At 70.2% G+C, this 17,279-nt stretch carries 19 protein-coding genes and 1 tRNA gene; 13 read left to right on the top strand and 7 right to left on the bottom strand.

Annotated elements, in window-relative coordinates:
* Nucleotides 1-360: 360 nt before the first annotated feature.
* Nucleotides 361-909, bottom strand: coding sequence for a hypothetical protein (locus ACWDEN_RS12170; protein ID WP_351601112.1), 549 nt, complete (start codon nt 907-909; stop codon nt 361-363).
* Nucleotides 910-1,112: 203 nt separating this feature from the next.
* On the opposite strand from ACWDEN_RS12170, the gene ACWDEN_RS12165 reads away from it, so the two are divergent.
* Nucleotides 1,113-1,595: a hypothetical protein gene (locus ACWDEN_RS12165; RefSeq protein ID WP_351601115.1), complete on the top strand. Its 483-nt coding sequence runs from the start codon at nt 1,113-1,115 to the stop codon at nt 1,593-1,595.
* Between the two features lie 140 nt (nt 1,596-1,735).
* Nucleotides 1,736-1,924 carry a ferredoxin gene (locus ACWDEN_RS12160; protein WP_351601118.1) on the top strand — a complete coding sequence of 63 codons (189 nt, stop codon included), beginning with the start codon at nt 1,736-1,738 and terminating at the stop codon, nt 1,922-1,924.
* A gap of 195 nt (nt 1,925-2,119) precedes the next feature.
* Here ACWDEN_RS12160 and ACWDEN_RS12155 read toward each other — a convergent pair whose 3' ends face one another.
* Nucleotides 2,120-2,467: a DUF6344 domain-containing protein gene (locus ACWDEN_RS12155; protein ID WP_351601121.1), complete on the bottom strand. Its 348-nt coding sequence runs from the start codon at nt 2,465-2,467 to the stop codon at nt 2,120-2,122.
* 348 nt (nt 2,468-2,815) lie between these two features.
* Here ACWDEN_RS12155 and ACWDEN_RS12150 point away from each other — a divergent pair, with 348 nt between their 5' ends.
* Together ACWDEN_RS12150 and ACWDEN_RS12145 are read left to right on the top strand one after the other, a co-directional pair.
* Nucleotides 2,816-2,944 carry a DLW-39 family protein gene (locus ACWDEN_RS12150; protein WP_003999697.1) on the top strand — a complete coding sequence of 43 codons (129 nt, stop codon included), beginning with the start codon at nt 2,816-2,818 and terminating at the stop codon, nt 2,942-2,944.
* 232 nt (nt 2,945-3,176) lie between these two features.
* A complete protein-coding gene (locus tag ACWDEN_RS12145) occupies nt 3,177-4,592 on the top strand; it encodes a hypothetical protein (RefSeq protein WP_351601124.1) in 1,416 nt (471 codons plus the stop codon).
* Here the strand turns inward: ACWDEN_RS12145 and ACWDEN_RS12140 are convergent.
* Entirely contained in the window at nt 4,556-6,016 is a 1,461-nt protein-coding gene (locus tag ACWDEN_RS12140) for a serine/threonine-protein kinase (RefSeq protein WP_351601127.1), read from the bottom strand. The two genes, ACWDEN_RS12145 and ACWDEN_RS12140, sit on opposite strands and share 37 nt — an antisense overlap.
* Nucleotides 6,017-6,292: 276 nt before the next feature.
* Nucleotides 6,293-6,841: a helix-turn-helix domain-containing protein gene (locus tag ACWDEN_RS12135; protein WP_351217327.1), complete on the bottom strand. Its 549-nt coding sequence runs from the start codon at nt 6,839-6,841 to the stop codon at nt 6,293-6,295.
* A gap of 185 nt (nt 6,842-7,026) precedes the next feature.
* Between ACWDEN_RS12135 and ACWDEN_RS12130 the strand changes: the two genes are divergently transcribed.
* Nucleotides 7,027-7,099, top strand: a tRNA-Ala gene (locus tag ACWDEN_RS12130).
* A gap of 474 nt (nt 7,100-7,573) precedes the next feature.
* On the opposite strand, the gene ACWDEN_RS12125 is transcribed toward ACWDEN_RS12130, so the two are convergent.
* The gene (locus tag ACWDEN_RS12125) at nt 7,574-8,299 is read right to left on the bottom strand and encodes a DUF5324 family protein (RefSeq protein ID WP_351601130.1); all 726 of its coding nucleotides are present in this window, start codon (nt 8,297-8,299) and stop codon (nt 7,574-7,576) included.
* A 281-nt stretch (nt 8,300-8,580) separates the two neighbouring features.
* Between ACWDEN_RS12125 and ACWDEN_RS12120 the strand changes: the two genes are divergently transcribed.
* Together ACWDEN_RS12120 and ACWDEN_RS12115 are read left to right on the top strand one after the other, a co-directional pair.
* The gene (locus ACWDEN_RS12120) at nt 8,581-9,111 is read left to right on the top strand and encodes a peptidylprolyl isomerase (protein ID WP_351601133.1); all 531 of its coding nucleotides are present in this window, start codon (nt 8,581-8,583) and stop codon (nt 9,109-9,111) included.
* A gap of 160 nt (nt 9,112-9,271) precedes the next feature.
* Complete coding sequence (locus ACWDEN_RS12115; protein ID WP_351601136.1) at nt 9,272-10,162, top strand: rhomboid family intramembrane serine protease; 891 nt, start codon at nt 9,272-9,274, stop codon at nt 10,160-10,162.
* Between the two features lie 234 nt (nt 10,163-10,396).
* On the opposite strand, the gene crgA is transcribed toward ACWDEN_RS12115, so the two are convergent.
* A complete protein-coding gene (crgA, locus tag ACWDEN_RS12110; RefSeq protein ID WP_351601139.1) occupies nt 10,397-10,651 on the bottom strand; it encodes a cell division protein CrgA in 255 nt (84 codons plus the stop codon).
* Between the two features lie 153 nt (nt 10,652-10,804).
* Here crgA and ACWDEN_RS12105 point away from each other — a divergent pair, with 153 nt between their 5' ends.
* The 6 genes from ACWDEN_RS12105 to ACWDEN_RS12080 all read left to right on the top strand — a co-directional run bounded on the left by ACWDEN_RS12105 (nt 10,805) and on the right by ACWDEN_RS12080 (nt 15,099).
* Nucleotides 10,805-11,590 (top strand): DUF881 domain-containing protein, encoded by a 786-nt coding sequence (locus tag ACWDEN_RS12105; RefSeq protein WP_351601142.1) that lies wholly within the window; start codon nt 10,805-10,807, stop codon nt 11,588-11,590.
* 25 nt (nt 11,591-11,615) lie between these two features.
* Nucleotides 11,616-12,308 (top strand): class E sortase, encoded by a 693-nt coding sequence (locus tag ACWDEN_RS12100; RefSeq protein WP_351601145.1) that lies wholly within the window; start codon nt 11,616-11,618, stop codon nt 12,306-12,308.
* Nucleotides 12,309-12,360: 52 nt separating this feature from the next.
* Nucleotides 12,361-12,522, top strand: coding sequence for a hypothetical protein (locus tag ACWDEN_RS12095; protein ID WP_351601148.1), 162 nt, complete (start codon nt 12,361-12,363; stop codon nt 12,520-12,522).
* Nucleotides 12,519-13,157: an aminodeoxychorismate/anthranilate synthase component II gene (locus tag ACWDEN_RS12090; RefSeq protein ID WP_351601151.1), complete on the top strand. Its 639-nt coding sequence runs from the start codon at nt 12,519-12,521 to the stop codon at nt 13,155-13,157. Before ACWDEN_RS12095 ends, ACWDEN_RS12090 begins: the two co-directional genes overlap by 4 nt.
* Nucleotides 13,154-14,275, top strand: a complete 1,122-nt coding sequence (locus tag ACWDEN_RS12085; protein WP_351601154.1) for a class E sortase — start codon at nt 13,154-13,156, stop codon at nt 14,273-14,275. Before ACWDEN_RS12090 ends, ACWDEN_RS12085 begins: the two co-directional genes overlap by 4 nt.
* Before the next feature lie 68 nt (nt 14,276-14,343).
* Nucleotides 14,344-15,099: a class E sortase gene (locus ACWDEN_RS12080; RefSeq protein WP_351601157.1), complete on the top strand. Its 756-nt coding sequence runs from the start codon at nt 14,344-14,346 to the stop codon at nt 15,097-15,099.
* Between the two features lie 97 nt (nt 15,100-15,196).
* On the opposite strand, the gene pknB is transcribed toward ACWDEN_RS12080, so the two are convergent.
* Nucleotides 15,197-17,191, bottom strand: a complete 1,995-nt coding sequence (gene pknB, locus ACWDEN_RS12075; RefSeq protein ID WP_351601160.1) for a Stk1 family PASTA domain-containing Ser/Thr kinase — start codon at nt 17,189-17,191, stop codon at nt 15,197-15,199.
* Nucleotides 17,192-17,279: the final 88 nt, after the last annotated feature.

The raw sequence follows: 17,279 nt of genomic DNA, 5'->3' as shown, positions 1-17,279 counted from the left end.
GTAGCGACCTCGTCACACACCGTCCGAACAGGCCACGGCCTCGCGCTCGGACAGACAGGCCTCGGTGCCGAAGGATCTCGGCCAACTTCGATCGAAGGCAGGGAGCGACGACGAGACGGTCGCGAGCCCGTGAGCCCGTGAGCCTTGAGAACCGGCTCCATTTTTCGACCGCTGCCGAGCCGACGCGGCACCGGTCGACGCCTCTGCACCGTCCGGTACCGGTCCCCACGAGGGGAGGGACCGGTACCGGACGGGCAGGGGGTGGTGTGTGCGGGGCGGGCAGGGTGACGTTTCACGTGAAACATCGCTCAGGCGAAACACCGGGTGATGTCGGACAGGGGTGGCACGTCCCGGTCCGCTTCAGTCGGCCGTTGTGCTCACCTCGAGCCATCCGGCCGCGCGGGCCATGGCCACAGCGTGGCGTTCCGCCTCCTCGGCGGAGGCGTTGAGGGTCGCGTCCTGCCCCAGTGCGCCGCCCCCGGCCGCGAGAGCGGCGGCCTGGGATGCCGCCAGCGCCGCCCGCAGGGCCGCGGCGGAGGCCATGGAAGTCGTGCCGGATGCGCGGGAGTCCGGGGCTGCAGCCGCGCTGCAGTTGCCCCGTGCCGCGGCCACCTGGGCGGCCAGCGCCGCGGTGGCAGCGGCGTTCCGGGCGCAGCGGGCGTCCGCGGCGGGGTCGGGGGCCGACGCGGTGAGCGCGGCGAGTGACTCGGCCGACAGCCGCAGCGCGTTGGCGGCCCGGCCGACGGGGTCCCGTGGGACGACCTCCGCCGCGTCCTGGCCGACACCGGCGTACCGGCACGCGGCCACCGCACGGTCGTAGGCACTGTGCGCACGGGCCCTGTGGGGCATGCGAGGCGCCCCGGCCTCCTCCGTGATTGCTCCGGTCGCCGCTTCTTCCCGTTCGCTCATCCTCGGCCTCCCTCGTCCGGGACGACACCGCACTCTGGTCCTGGGGCGCGGGCAGGGTGCCACGTCGGCCGTGAAGAGGCCAGTGGAGCGGCTGCGATCCGGCCGCCACGGGCACCCCTGGATATCTGATGGTCTGTCAGATACCGTGCCCGTCGGCGGCTGTTCCCGAAGGTGAGCGTCCCGTTCCCGAAGGGGTGAGTGTCATGCACAAGCGTCCTCCGTGTCCGCGACCGCCCGGTGCTCCGCGCTGGGTCGCGATGTTCCACCAGCCCTCCCAGGACTCCTGGACGGTGGGCGCCGAGTCCCCCGACCGGGCTCCTGTGCTGTACGCGGTAGGAGACATGACCCAGACCGTGCGGGCGCGCGGCGAGGAGGTGACGGTTGCCCTGTGGGGGCCCAAGGACGGTGCCTGGCACCTCTTCGATGCCCCGGTCGGCAAGGCGTCCGCTCCCGCTCCGGCGACCTCGGGCGCGGGCCCCGCGCCCGGCGCCGGTGAGCCGGCCAAGCTCGCGGAACGCATGACGAACCGCCGGCACCAGGTGCTCATGGCCGGTCTGGGCAAGGCGGGCCTGTACGACCTGAGCCCCGAGGACGGCGAGGCGGTGCGGACGCTGGCCGACCTGCTCGACGAACCCACGGTCCGCCGGGTGGCCCACTGGCTCTCGGTCGCGGGCGGGGAGCGGTAGCGAGAACGGGCCCGGTTCGGCGCGCGGGCGTGGCGGGTGGGGGTCCAACCCGGCGAGCGATGGCGAGAACAGGGCTGGTTCAGTGAGCGGTTCGCCGGGCAGTGACGTTCAGGAAGCCACCGTCCAGGGCTGGAGGACGCATGAAGGTCTCCGTCGACCGCTCTCTGTGCTACGGCTCCGCCGAGTGCGCGCACCGGGCGCCGGGCGTGTTCGCGTTCGAGGACGGCTACGGCGTCGTACGGCCCGGCCGGGAGGGGGCCGCCGACGACCCGCAGGTCCAGGAAGCAGCCGAGAAGTGCCCCTCGCAGGCGATCGGGCTCAGGGAGTAGGGACAGGGAGCAGGGACCCAGGGAACCCGGGGGCCTGGCGAAGCTCACGCGCAGGTCCTCCGGCAGGAAGTGCCGGCAAGTGCGCGGACAGCGCGAGACCCCCGGCTGAACCCGGCCGGGGGTCTTTTCGTGTCGACTGGTGCGTACGCAAGTCGCCGTGCGGTCGAGACGTTGCGGTACTGCGTGGGCGGGAGGTCAGCAGTCGAGCTGAGCGGCCGAGGGCCCTTCGGGGGTGGTCGTGGTCTCCGCCTGGGTGTCGGTGAGGGGACGGTGCCGGCAGCTGGGGGACTTTCCGTGGGCCTCGGCCCGGATGCGCTGCTTCATCGTGGGGGGCAGGGCGCCGGCATGGGACCAGGTCCAGTGGCGTGGTGCCGGGATCGTCGGGATGGTCCTGTGCGCGGTGCCGGTGCTGGGGTTCTCGGGCCGGGGTGCGGCCGCCGCGGTCGTGGCGGTCGTGGTGGTGACGAGTCCGAGCGCCGTGCACAGCGCGAGAAAGGCGGTGACGATAGCGGTCCACAGCTTCATGACCTTGTTCTGGGTCATGGCCCCTCACTTTCGGGTTGGGCGATTTGCGTACTTTGCTCATGATGTGTATGTGGGCCGCGAAGTGGTGGACCGACGCCCGTGGCGCGTCGATGTTCCGATGAACACCACTCGGATGGCCGTAAGAGGGTGGGAAAACCTCAAAACCTGGTGAGAGTGAGCGAAGGGGGAGCAAAGTAACCGTCCGTGGAGGTGCGATCACCCTCCGATCGGAATGGCGCCGGACCTGGCTCATTGCGCTGCCGGAGGCGGGAGTTGGGGCCCGGCGCAGGTCACCGATCGATATCGGTCGGTGTGTATAGTCGGGCGCCAGAGGTCCCCTACGTCAAGGAAAGACGAGGTCGCGCGGTGAAGAAGCTGCTCCTGGTCGCACTGGCCGCCATCGGCGGGCTCCTCGTGTACCGCCAGATCCAGGCGGATCGCGCCGAGCAGGACCTGTGGACGGAGGCGACTGACTCCGTGCCCACGGGTTCGTGAGTGCCGATACCAGAATCTGAATCAGGCCCCGACCGCCCTTCGCGGTCGGGGCTTTGTGCTGCCCGCGCCCCCGCCTGTTGTGTTGCGGGGGCGCGCGGGGTGCTGTAGCTGCCGGACACGCGCCAACGGGCGTTGCCGGGCGTTTCGGACGGCCGTCCGCGTTGCCCGGATGGCGCAGGGGCGTACGGGGCAGGATGGAGCGCGGTCCGGTACGACTCGAGGAGGGCGGCACGTGTACGACTGGGGAGGGCGGCACGTGCGGGAGCGGGGGCGGCCTACGGCGTGGTGGCGGCGGTACGGCCGCCGGGTGATCTCCGGCGCCCTGCGGACGGCCCTGCTGCCGGGGCTGTGCGCGCTGCTGGTCCTGCCGGGCGGCACGGCACCGGCGTACGGGAGCGCGACCGCCGCCGGGAGCGGGCCGCCGGAGTCGTACGCCTTCGCGCCCGGCGCCCGCACCGTCGTGGGCGCGACGGGCACCGCGTCGGCACCACAGCTGGACCCGGGCGGCAGCTACCGCAGCTCCGTGCCGAGGAACGGCACGCTCTACTACCGGCTCCAGCTCGGGGCAACCGACACGGCCTACGTCCCCGTCACCGCCGTACCCCCGGCCGACGCCACCGTCTCCGCCACCGACGGCATCAGCGTGTCGGTCCAGGACGCCACCGGCACGCCCTGTTCCTTCGCCAACGCCCGCTTCGGCGCCGGGCTCAGCCCGCGTCCGGTCACCGCCCTGGGGCAGCGGGAGGCCGGCAAGGCGGTGTGCCAGGGCAGGGGGACGTACTACGTGGTCGTCCGACGCGTCGACGCCCAGGGCCCCGGTACGGCCACCCCCACCCAGCGCTGGGACCTGGAGATCGCGCCCGTCACGGAACCGCGTACGGCGCGGACCGGGGCCACCACGGCGCCGCAGGCCTGGGACTCCGCCACGCCCGAGCCGCTCGCCGCAGAACCCCGGGACCGCTCCGGCGGCGCCGGATTCGCCTCCGCGAGCCCGCTGGGCCAGGGGGTCTGGCGGACGTCCCTCGTGCCCGGCGAGACCCGGTTCTACAAGGTGCCGGTGGACTGGGGCCGACAGCTCCACGCCTCCGCCGAACTGGGCAGCGCCACCGGGCACGGCTATGTCGGCGGCGCCCTGGACCTCTCCCTCTACAACCCCGTCCGCGGCTACGTCGAGGACGCCGCCCTCGGCTACACCGGCACGCAGAGGCCCGCCGTACTCGCTCCGCTCCCGCCGGTGGAGTACGCCAACCGCTACTCCGTCCCCGCCGGGGTGACCTCCGTCCGCTTCGCCGGCGACTACTACCTGGTGCTGCACCTCAGCGAGCAGATGACCGGCACGTTCGGGCGGGGGCCCTTCGGGGTGACCCTGCGGGTGCGGCTGGCCGGGCGGGCGCACGCCGGGCCGGAGTACGCCGGGCGGCCCGTGCCGGGGGAGGTGTTCACGGTCACGGAGCAGGACCGGGAGGCGGCGCTCACCGGGAGCACCGGGGGCGGGGACGCCCCCGTGATGAGGCTGGTCGCGACCGGCGGAATCGGCCTGGGTACGGCGCTGCTGCTCGTGCTCGCCGGGTGGACGGCGACGGCGCGGCGGGCTCAGCGGACTTCGCGGGCTCAGACGCGGGTCAACGCCCAGAAACCCACGGCGTAGCAGGCCAGCGCCAGCAACACCATCGGGATCGCGACCTTGGCCGGCGGCCCGGGCCGCCGGTTCCGCCTGGCCCGGCGCCCTCTCCGCCCGTGGACGGGCACGTCTGCGATCGGCTGGGCCGGTGACGGCACCTGCGCGTTCTGAGCGGTGTACGCAGCAGTGGAGGCATCGACGCGATGGCCCGCCGGCGCGCCGGGGGACGGCGCGGTGCTCCAGGGGGCGTGCGCAGCTCCGGGAGCCTGGTGAGCATGGGGGCTGTGGACCTGGGGGCCGATGTACGGCTCGTGGAGGGGGAGTTGAGGGGTGTGAGAAGGGTGGGAGGGAGGCTGGAGCTGTTGGATGTCGGAGGCCGGGGGTTCCTGGACGGAGGCCGGGGGATCCAGGGGCGGCGGCAGACGGAAACTGCCGGTGTCCGAGAGTGAGCCGGTGCCCGCGTCGGTCCCCGAATCCGTACCGCCACTGTCACCCACATCGGCGACGGCGCCCGTGGCCGGGCTCGTATCCGCGTCCCCGGCCAGTTCCGCGGCGACTCCGGAGGCCCTCTTGAGGGGGCCGTCGGGGCCGAACCCGGGCGGAAGCGAGCCGAGTTGGTCGAAGATCTCGATCAGCTCGTCGTCGGGTTCGGGCTCCGGCAGGAGTTCCGCCGCGGAGGCGAGTGCCTTGCGCGCACCCGTGGCGGTACGGAAACGCGCGGCCGGGTCGGGCTGGAGCAGGCCGGCCACGACCTGCCAGAGCGGTTCCGGGATGCCCTTGGGCGGGCCGGGCGTCCCGTTCTCCACGAAGTACTGCACGAGCGCCTTGACGTCAGGCTTGGCGCCCTCGAGCAGATAGAGGGCGACCAGGCCCACGGCGAACAGGTCGGCGGGAAAGTCGGGTTCGGCGCCGAGCATCTGCTCGGGGGCGAGGTAACCGGGCGTGCCCACCACGAGGTTGGTCTCCGTCAGACGGGGCTCACCCAGCCGCATCGCGATGCCGAAGTCGGACAGCCGCAGCCGCGGCCGGCCGGTCCCGGTCGCCTCGAGAAGGATGTTGGCGGGCTTGATGTCCCGGTGGATGACGCCCTCGGCGTGCACGGCGGCGAGACCGGACAGGAGCTGGTCGAGCAGGGTGCACACGAACGCCGGCGGCAGCGGGCCGTAGTCGCCGACGAGGTGGACCAGGGAACCGCCGGTGACCAGGTCCATGGTGAAGAGCACCTTGTCGTCGTCGGCGGCCCAGCTGGCCGGGGCGAGGACATGGGGGTGGTCGATCCGCAGGGCCTGCTCCCGCACGAAACGCAGCAGCGAGTGGGCGTCACGCTGCTGGAGCACCTTGGCGGCCACATAGCGCCGTCGGCGGTGGTCCCAGGCACGCCACACGGCGCCCACGCCCCCGCGTCCGATCGGGTCGGCCAGCTCGTACCGGCCGGCGAACACCTCACCCATGGCGGTTCATCGCTCCTCCCCCGGGACCCGCGCGGATCCCCCTGCCCCTTGTTTCCCCGGTTCCCCCCGCTTCCCTCCGGTTCCCTCCCGGTCTCCCCGTGATGCCTCCTGGTCTCCCCGTGATGAGCGATACGACCCCGCACCACGTTCGAGGACCGGTCCATCCCCATGGACCGGCACCGACATCCCGCGCCCAGGCGCCCCCCTCACCGGACTCGGGCCCGGCCATGGCCCGGCCCACGGACCCCCTCCGTGGACCGGACCCGGCCGTGGAACCTAGTTCTGGTGGGACTGGTAGTGCGCGACGGCGTCGGAGGTACGGCCGGCGCCGTAGACGCGGAGGAACTCCGCCAGCTCGGGATGGCTCGGCGCGAGGCTGTCCGCGGCGTCGATGATGTCGCCCGCGGCGGCCACCGAGCGCAGCAGCGACTGGATCTCGCGGACCACCCGCTTGACCGTCGGCGCCCCCGAACCGCTCGTGGTCTGGGTGGTGTTGTTGAGCACGGAGCCCCCCTGAGACTTCTTGATCTCGTCCATGCGCTCGGTCGCCTCGGCGGCGCTCACACTGCCGTCCGCGACCTGCGCCGCCAGCTCCTGCAGCAGCTGCACCCGCTGGACGACGGCAGGATTGCCGATCTTCGCGCGCTGCCCGCTCATCAGCTGCGAGAGCATCGGAGCGGACAGCCCCAGGACCGCCGCGAGACGGGCCTGGTTGAGCCCGAGATCGTCGATGAGCTTACGGAAGAGCGCCCCCAACGGCTCCCCGTACCAGTTCCGCTGCAGCTCCCGCGCTCTGGCGGTGGCTTCCTGCTGTGCGGCGTCCATTGCGTCTCCCCATCGCTTCCCCTAAAAACCGCGCGGTTCGCTGTAGCGAACCACGTCGAGCATCTTACGGAGCGTGGTCATTCGCGGGGACCCCCAATCTTTTTGCGGGATACCGGGGGTGACCCGGTACTCTGGTCTGCGGCGCCCACCGGAACGTGGTTCCTCCGGCCGGGCCGCTGCTTCCCGGGGCCTTAGCTCAGTTGGTAGAGCGCCGTCTTTGCATGGCGGATGTCAGGGGTTCGACTCCCCTAGGCTCCACCCCGAAATGCCTCCCGACCTGCAAGAACGCAAGGTCGGGAGGCATTCTTCATGCGCAGGCCGCTGCTCGTACCCACAGTGGTGGGGCGGTGACAGGGAGAGCAGGGCCGCTGCTCGACGAGTGAGGGCTCGGGTCGGCGATCGCGTGGGACACCGGCTCGGCCGGACACCGGCCGGACCGGTGTGGAGTGGGCCTTCCCCGGACGCTCGTGGACGGCCCGGCTGTCGGCGAGGTGAGGAGCGACTCCGGCGCCTCCTGTCAGGTCACCGGGGACACCGAGGACGAAGAGGACGAAGAGGACGAAGAGGACGAAGTCCGGTTGTTCTCTGTGCTGTTGGGCCTCCCCGACGGGCGGGTCGGGTGGTTTCACGTGAAACGGGCCGTGGGTCAGCGAGCGTTCAACCCGGCTGACCCACGGCCCGTTTGACGTCCGACGGCAGGTGCTCGTGTCTGGCTGCTGTCCTCCGGCCGGACTACTGCTCGTCGTCCTCGTCCGCGGCGTCCTCCTCGGCCTGCTTCGCCTGGACCTCGGGGTCCAGAGCCGAGGCGCCGCTGCCGTCCACCGAGCTGATCCGGCCGCCCGACTCCGGCACCTCCGTCGCGGCCGGCGGTTCGACCAGCCAGTCGGGGTTGGCCTGCTTGTCCCACCACTTCCAGGCCGCGAAGGCACCACCGGCCAGCACGGTCAGCAGCGCCAGCGCCTTCAGGGTGCGGCCGGCCCTGCACCGGCGCTCGTTCCTGCGGGCCAGTTTCTGGATCTCCTCCGCCGAGACCTGACCACGCAGTGCGGCCAGGGCGGCCGCGCCACGCGCGGCGGCCTCCTCGCGGACCGGAGCGGTCGCGGCCACGGCCTGCTCAATCCTCGGACGCGAGTACTCGGCGGCCTGACGCGAGTACTCGGCAGCCTGCCGGGCAGCCTTACGGGCGCGGACGGCGGCCTCCTGCGCCGCCAGGTCCACCCTGGGCGGCACATGTGCACGAGCCTGCTCCAGACGCGGGGCGAGCCGGGCGTCGTACTGCACGCGGGCCTGCTCGGCGGCCTGCGACACCACGGGCGCCAGCCGTACGCGTGCCTCCTGCGCGTAGAGCGCGGCACGCTCCTTGGCCGTGTCGGCGTAGGGCGCCACCACTTCCGCGGCGTGCAGCACGCTGTCCTTCGCCGAGCCGGTCGCGGAGCGCACGCTGTCGATGCGGGTCACGGGTTCCTCCTCCTCGGTGGCGTACGGTATTTCGACTTTCCACCCTTTTACGGATCATGCCTGCCAACGGTCTGCACGGCATGCGAGGGCGGGCATATGGGTGCCTATTGCTTCCTTCGGCGCGATTCCGGGTGATCCCGGGCAACTCGATCCTGTCGTCGACACTGCCACGAATCGCCGCCGAGCGCTGCCTTCCGGGCGGAACTCATGCCTGCCGGGCGACGTACGGGCCCGGCCGTGCGAGGATCGGGGAGTCACAGAAAGACAACGGAAGGCAGATCGTGGCTGAGCAGCTTTACGCCACCCTGAAGACCAACCACGGCGACATCGTGGTCCAGCTTTTCCCGAACCATGCGCCGGAAACGGTCAGGAACTTCGTCGAGCTGGCACAGGGCCAGCGCGAGTGGACCCACCCCGGCACGGGTGAGAAGAGCAAGAAGCCGCTCTACAACGGCACGATCTTCCACCGTGTCATCAGCGGCTTCATGATCCAGGGCGGCGACCCGCTGGGCAGCGGCATCGGCGGCCCCGGCTACAAGTTCGGGGACGAGTTCCACCCGGACCTGTCCTTCAACAAGCCGTACCTGCTGGCCATGGCCAACGCCGGCCCCGGCACCAACGGCTCGCAGTTCTTCATCACCGTCGCCCCGACGACGTGGCTGAACCGCAAGCACACCATCTTCGGCGAGGTCACCGACCCGGCCAGCCAGAAGGTCGTCGACGCCATCGTCGGCGTGCCCACCGGCCGCAACGACCGCCCGGTGAACGACGTCGTGATCAACGAGGTCGTCGTCGAGAAGCGCGAGGGCTGAGCCCACCGCTCCCCGGGCACCCCGCAGGGAGACGCCGCCACGTCCCACCGGGACACGCCCGAACATCCCCCAGGGAACCAAACGCCCCGCTCGTCCGTACCAAGGATGAGCGGGGCGGGGCCTTGCCGGGGGGCAGTCCCACGACGAACAAGGGGAACCGATGGACCACGCCGAAGGCAGCGCGCAGAACGCCGCTCACCGCGTGCCCGTGTGCTACCGACACCCGGACCGCGAGACCGGTGTGCGCTGCACCCGCTGCGAGCGCCCCATCTGCCCCGAGTGCATGGTCAGCGCCTCGGTCGGCTTCCAGTGCCCCGAATGCGTGCGCGGCGGCAGCGGCACCGGCCACGCACCCACGGCGTCCCGGCCCCGCACGGTCGCCGGCGGCACGGTCACGGCCGACCCACGGCTGCTCACCAAGGTGCTGATCGGCATCAACCTCGTCGTGTTCCTGGCACAGATCGCCGCCGGTGACCGCTTCACCAACCGGTTCGAGCTGATCGGACAGGCCTACACCCCTCTGCTTCCCGGGGTGCAGGGCATCGCCCAGGGCCAGTACTACCGCATGCTGACCGCGATGTTCCTGCACGGCGGCTACGCGCACATCCTCTTCAACATGCTCAGCCTGTGGTGGATCGGCGGCCCCCTGGAGGCAGCCCTCGGCCGCGCCCGCTATCTCACCCTCTACTTCGTCTCGGGCCTCGCCGGCAGCGCCCTCACCTATCTGCTGGCCGCACCCAACCAGCCCTCCCTCGGCGCCTCCGGAGCGATCTTCGGTCTCTTCGGCGCGACCGGCGTACTGATGCGCCGGCTCAACTACGACATGCGCCCGCTCATCGCCCTGCTGGTGATCAACCTCATCATCACCTTCACCTGGGCGAACATCGCCTGGCAGGCCCACATCGGCGGCCTGGTCGCCGGTGTCGTCACCGGGTACGCCATGGTCCACGCCCCGCGCCGGCGGCGGACGCTGGTCCAGTACGGCACCTGTGCGGTCGTACTCGCCGTCGTGGTGGTGCTCACGCTGGTCAGGACCACTCAGCTCACCTGATACCGAACCGTTGTCCACAGGGTGTGCCGGATCTTGTGCACCCTGTGCGGGCACAGCTGTGCCCCCTGTCGCTCGGATGTGTTTCCGCAGGTCAGACAGGGGGCCAACAGGTGTACGAGGGGCGGTGGGCCAGTCATACCGGCGTCAACGCCCGATGGGTTATCCACAGATCGTCGTTCTTTTCCCCATGTGGAAAACGCCTGTGGATAACTCAGTGGATAGCCCTGGGCAGAGCTACTTCCACTGCGTGGAGACGCCGAAGCCGGCGGCGATGAAGCCGAAGCCGACCACGATGTTCCAGTTGTCCAGCGCGTTGATGGGCAGCGAGCCGTCGGTCACATAGAAGACGACGATCCAGGCCAGGCCGATGATGAACATGGCCAGCATGACAGGCGCGACCCAGCCGCGGCTGTTCAGCTTGATCGCCTGTGCCTGCTTCGCCGGCGGCGGCGTGTAGTCGGCCTTCTTGCGGATACGTGACTTCGGCACGAGGGTCTCTCCTGTCGATGCGCTGCGTGGCCGCGCAGGTAACCGGTTCGGGGCTCGGGGCAGCGTACAAGGTGTCAAGACGACGACTCTGTGTGCTCCCCCGGGCGTCCGTTAGCGTAGTGCTTCCGTGGCGCCGAAGGAGATAAGGGTACGTTGAGCAATTCTGCCGACTCCACCGGGACGCAATCAACGGGCTCCGGCCCTGGCCGCCGGCGTTTCCGCCCGGTGCGGATGCTCACGGCGGCCGTCTTCGCCCTCGCGGGACTGATCTTCTTCACCAGCTTCAACACGGCCAAGGGCACCGACATCCGTCAGGACGGCTCTCTGCTGAAGCTGTCCGACCTGATCCAGCAGCGCAGCCGCAAGAACAAGGAGCTGGACGAGTCCAACGCGGCCCTGCGCGGGAGCGTGGAGTCCCTCGCCGAGAGCGACGACGGCAGCAGCAAGGCGCAGGACCGCAGGCTCAGCGGGCTGGAGAGGAGTGCCGGCACCCAGAAGCTCACCGGCCACGCCATCACCGTCACCCTCAACGACGCGCCGCCCAACGCCACCGCCAAGCTCCCCGGCTATCCCGAGCCGCAGCCCGACTATCTGGTCATCCACCAGCAGGATCTGCAGGCCGTGGTGAACGCGCTGTGGCAGGGCGGCGCCCAGGGCATCCAGGTCATGGACCAGCGGCTGATCTCCACCAGCGCGGTGCGCTGCGTCGGCAACACCCTGATCCTCCAGGGCCGGGTGTACTCACCGCCGTACAAGATCACGGCGGTCGGTGATCCGGACAGGTTGCAGCAGGCGCTCGCGGCGAGCAAGGCGATCCAGACCTACATGGTGTACGTCAACGTCTACGGGCTCGGCTGGAAAGTCACCGACGACGGGACGGTGACTCTTCCCGGCTACTCGGGCACAGTGGATCTGCACTACGCCAAGCCCGTGCAGTAGCCAGCCATCCGTCCCGGAGGCGCCGGTGCGCGTGATCGTCCGGACCGTCAGCGAGCTGTGCATCACCGTCGGCACCCTGATCGTGCTCTTCGTGGCCTACGTGCTGTTCTGGACGGGCGTGCGGGCCGACGGTGCCATGAACGACCAGATCGACCAGCTGCACCGGCAGTGGTCGAAGGGCAGTGTGCGGCCGGTGGCCGCCGCCCCGGGCGGTCAGACGGTCACCGTGACGAGACCGCAGCCCTACCACTACGGCAAGGCTTTCGCGATCATGTACATCCCGCGGCTCGGTTTCACGTGGAACAAGCCGGTCCTGGAGGGCACCGGCCGGGACGTACTGGCGAAGGGGCTCGCCCACTACGCGGGCACCGCGCAGCTCGGCCAGGAGGGGAACTTCGCGGTGGCCGGTCACCGGCGCACGTACGGCGACCCGTTCAAGGACTTCCCCGAACTGCGCCCGGGTGACGCCGTAGTCCTCACGGACGGGACGACCTGGTTCACGTATCGGATCGACAAAGGGCCCTACAAAACCGTGCCGACGGACGTTGAGGTCATCGACCCTGTGCCACGTAAGTCCGGGTACATGCGTCCGGGCCGGTATCTGACGCTGACCACGTGCGATCCGGAATGGGGGCACAGTCACCGGCTGATCGTCTGGGCGCACCTGGATTCCACACAGTCCGTGGAGGCAGGCGAACCGGAGGCTCTGCGCCGTTAGTCTGGTGGCGTACGGCGTGAGTCAGGTGCCGTGGGGATACGGAAGGAACGGCATGTACGGCTGGATCTGGCGGCATCTGCCGGGGAACGCGTGGGTGAAGGCGCTGATCTCACTCCTGCTGATCCTGGCCGCGGTCTACGTCCTGTTCCAGTACGTCTTCCCGTGGGCCGAACCGCTGATGCCCTTCAACGATGTGACGGTGAACAACCAGTGAGTGCGCGGATTCTCGTCGTCGACAACTACGACAGCTTCGTCTTCAACCTGGTCCAGTACCTGTACCAGCTGGGTGCCGAGTGCGAGGTCCTGCGCAACGACGAGGTGTCGACCGCGCATGCCCAGGACGGCTTCGACGGGGTGCTGCTGTCGCCCGGACCGGGGACGCCGGAGGAGGCCGGGGTGTGCGTGGACATGGTCCGCCACTGCGCGGCCACCGGGGTACCGGTCTTCGGGGTGTGCCTCGGCATGCAGTCGATGCAGGTGGCGTACGGCGGTGTCGTGGACCGGGCGCCGGAGCTGCTGCACGGCAAGACCTCGCTGGTGGAGCACGAGGGCAAGGGCGTCTTCGCGGGCCTGCCCTCGCCCTTCACGGCGACCCGCTACCACTCCCTGGCCGCCGAGCCGGCGACGGTCCCGGCCGAGCTGGAGGTGACCGCCCGCACCCACGACGGCATCATCATGGGCCTGCGGCACCGTGAACTCCCGGTCGAGGGCGTGCAGTTCCACCCCGAGTCGGTGCTGACCGAGCACGGACACCGGATGCTGGCCAACTGGCTGGTGGAGTGCGGCGACCAGGGTGCCGTGGCGAGGTCGACGGGGCTGGCCCCGGTGGTGGGCAGGGCCACGGCGTGACCGCGCTGCGCCCGGAGCGCGAGACCGGTGCCTCGTACGGGGATCAGTCGTACGAGGCTTCCGGTGCGCTTGGGGACTGGGACGCGGGCGCGTACCAGGAGCCGTACGGGGAGCCGTACGAGCGGGCATACGAGCAGGCGCACGAGCGGGCGCCGAACGAGCAGCCGTACCGGCCCGTTCCGGACGACGAGACGATGGCGCTGCGGGTCCCCGATGCGCTGACGGGCTCGGAGAGCGGGCCCCTGGGCGCCTCTGCGGCCCCTTCCGCCTCTTCCGCCACCGGACCCGCGGTCGGTGGCCGTGCGGCCCGCAGAAAGGCCGCCAAGCGCCGTGGCGGGCGCCATGGCGGCGGCCGGGAGACGGCACCCGCGGAGACGGGCGCGACGGCGGAGTCCGGCCGGCCGCTGTCCCGGGTGGAGGCGCGGCGGCAGGCGCGGCTGCGCAAGCCGAGCCCGGGCGTCGTCGCGAGCCGCGCGATCGGGGAGGTGTTCATCACCACCGGCGTGCTGATGCTGCTGTTCGTCACCTATCAGCTGTGGTGGACCAACGTCCGCGCCCATGCGCAGGCGGGCAGTGAGACGCACCAGCTCCAGGACGACTGGGCGAGCGGCAAGCGCAACCCGGGGGTCTTCGCGCCGGGTCAGGGCTTCGCCATCCTGCACATCCCCAAGCTCGACGTGGTCGCGCCGATCGCGGAGGGCGTCAGCACCGAGAAGGTGCTCAACAAGGGCATGGTCGGGCACTACGGCGAGCCCCCGCTGAAGACGGCGATGCCCGATGCCAGGACCGGCAACTTCGGCCTGGCCGCCCACCGCAACACGCACGGCGAACCGTTCCGGTACATCAACAGGCTCAGGCCCGGTGACGCGGTCGTGGTCGAGACGCAGGACACGTACTTCGTGTACAAGGTGACCTCGACGCTGCCGGTGACCTCGCCGTCCAACACCAGCGTGCTGGACCCCGTCCCGAGGGGCTCGGGCTTCACCGAACCCGGCCGCTACATCACCCTCACCACCTGCACGCCGGAGTTCACCAGCAAGTACCGGCTGGTCGTCTGGGGCAAGATGGTCGAGGAACGCCCGCGCAGCAAGGGCAAGCCGGACGCGCTCATCGAGTAGGGCATCAGCAGGGCTGAAGCGAGCAGGGCTGAAGCGAGCAGGCTGAAGCGAGTAGGGGCAGAGGAACTGTGGCAGCGACCGCCGACGACACCGAAGAACACACGGACGCGTCCGACGCGCATCCCGCCCCGCGCGGCCGGCGCCCCGGCCGTATCGCGACGGCGGTCAGCGTCCTCGGTGAAATCCTCATCACCGCAGGCCTGTTGCTCGCCCTCTTTGTCGTCTACTCCCTGTGGTGGACGAACGTGATAGCGGACCGCAAGGCCGACAAAGAGGCCGAAAAGGTGCGCCAGCACTGGGCGCATGCCACGGACTCCGGTCCGGGCGCGCTGGACACCAAGGACGGCATCGGCTTCCTACACGTGCCCGCGATGCACAACGGGGTGGTCCTGGTCGAGAAGGGCACGGGCACGGACGTCCTGAACGACGGCGTGGCCGGCTACTACACGGACCCGGTCGAGGCCACGCTCCCCACGAGCGGCAAGGACGGCAACTTCACCCTCGCCGCGCACCGGGACGGGCACGGCGCGAAGTTCCACAACATCGACAAGGTGAAGACGGGCGACCCGATCGTCTTCGAGACGCGGGACGACTGGTACGTCTACAAGGTGTACTCGATCCTCCCGGAGACCTCGAAGTACAACGTCAAGGTCATCGACCAGGTCCCGAAGGAGTCCGGCAAGAAGAAGCCGGGCCACTACATCACCCTGACGACCTGCACGCCCGTGTACACCTCGGAGTACCGCTACGTGGTCTGGGGCGAACTGGTCCGCGTGGAGAAGGTGGACAGCAAGCGGACTCTGCCGGAGGAACTGCGGAGCTGACAGCCGGCTCCGCCCACGTCTTCAGACCACAGGGCCCTTGGCACCGTCGCGCGGTGCCAAGGGCCCTGTGGTCTGAGGCGGATGCGTCCTGCGTGCGCTAGCCCGTTATGCCGCCGAAGATGTTGCCCCCGTTGTTGCCTCCGCCATTGCCGCCGATGTCCACGGTGGTCAGGACGATCGGGGTGCTGGCCGGGTCCGCCTGGGTTCCCGCCGGCGGGTTCTGCTGGATGACCCGTGCCTTGTCGTCGTTGGGTCCGCTGACCTGGATCTGTGTGTAGCCGTTCTGCTGAAGGATCTGCTCGGCCTGCTTCAGGGTCTGGCCCGTGACGTTCGGCACCTGCCCCTGCGTCTGGCCGCCCTGGAACTTGCCGACGTTGATCACGATGCTCGCGTTCTTGTCGAGCTGCTGGCCCGCCGCCGGGTTGGTCGAGAGGACCTTGCCGTCGTCGCCCTGGTTGGGGGTGACCTGGTCGGAGCAGGTGGGCACGAGGCCCATCCCCGTCAGCTCGGCCTTCGCCTCGTCACAGGACTTGCCGATGACGTCACTGGGAATGGTGACCTTGTCCGCGGGCTTGGCGACCGTGAGGGTGATCGTGGAGCCCTTCTGCTTCTGGGTGCCACCCTGCGGGTCCTGCTTGATGACCACGCCGGGCGTCCGGTCCGACACCTCGGTCTGCTGCTCGACCTGGAAGCCCTTCGCCTTGAGCTGGGCCTCGGCCTGGTCGTACGGCAGGCTCGTGACATCCGGCACGTCGACCTTCGGCGCCCCCGTCGACACCACCAGGGTGATGGTGTCGCCCTTCTTGACGTCCGCACCCGCCTTGGGGTCCTGGGAGCAGACGTTGCCCTTCGGCTGGTTGTCGCACGGCTTGCGGACGGGGGGCGCCAGTTTCAGGTCCGAGTTGGCGGCCATCTTCTGGGCGGTGGAGTAGCTGTTGTCGACGAAGTTCGGGGCCGGGAAGGTCTGGTTCGTGTTCTTGCCGTCGGCCACCCACTTCCCGATCAGGATCGCGCCGATCAGGACCAGGACGCCCGCGACCACCAGCAGGATCGTGGAGGTGTTGGACTTCTTCTGCGGCTGGCGGCGGCGGCCGGAGGGTTCGTCGTAGCCATAGCCGCCGTCGTCCGGGTTCATCGGCGGGAGCATGGACGTCGCTCCCGCGCCGGTGTCCGGGCGCAGGGCCGTCGTGGGCTGGTCGTCGGGATAGCCGCCGTAGCCCACCGCGCCCATCGCGGCCGTCGCCGCGACCGGCTGGCCGTCCAGGCAGGCCTCGATGTCGGCGCGCATCTCGTCGGCCGACTGGTAGCGGTAGTCCGGGTCCTTGACCAGCGCCTTCAGGACGATCGCGTCCATCTCGGGCGTGATCTCGGGGTCGAAGACCGACGGGGGCTGGGGTTCCTCGCGGACGTGCTGGTACGCCACGGCCACCGGGGAGTCGCCGACGAAGGGCGGGCGGACCGTCAGCAGCTCGTAGAGCAGGCAACCCGTCGAGTACAGGTCCGACCGCGCGTCGACCTGTTCGCCCTTCGCCTGTTCCGGCGAGAGGTACTGGGCCGTACCGATCACCGCCGCCGTCTGGGTCATGGTCATGCCGGCGTCGCCCATGGCGCGGGCGATGCCGAAGTCCATCACCTTGACCTGGCCGTTGCGGGTCAGCATGACGTTGGCCGGCTTGATGTCGCGGTGGACGATGCCGTTGCGGTGGGCGTACTCCAGGCCCTGGAGGATGCCGATGGTCATCTCCATCGCCCGCTCGGGCAGGAGCTTGCGCCCGGAGTGAAGAAGCTCACGCAGTGTGGAGCCGTCGACGTACTCCATGACGATGTACGGGATCGAGACCCCGTCGATGTAGTCCTCGCCCGTGTCGTAGACCGCAACGATCGCGGGATGGTTGAGCGAGGCGGCCGACTGGGCCTCCCGGCGGAACCGGGCCTGGAAGGAAGGGTCGCGTGCCAGGTCGGCGCGCAGGGTCTTCACTGCCACGGTGCGGCCCAGGCGGGTGTCATGCGCGAGGTAGACCTCGGCCATGCCACCACGGCCGAGCACCTGGCCCAGCTCGTACCGGCCGCCGAGGCGACGCGGCTCTTCCATAGCTACCTACCAGCCCTCTCCGTCGGTCTCGGCCGCGCACCCACGTGCACGGCCGGAGGCTGCCGTCCGGGCCTACCGTACCCGGCTC

The sequence above is a fragment of the Streptomyces sp. NPDC001153 genome (genome assembly GCF_053598315.1).
The sequence above is the reverse complement of the archived record's forward strand: the minus strand, read 5'-3'. Positions and strand labels throughout refer to the sequence as shown.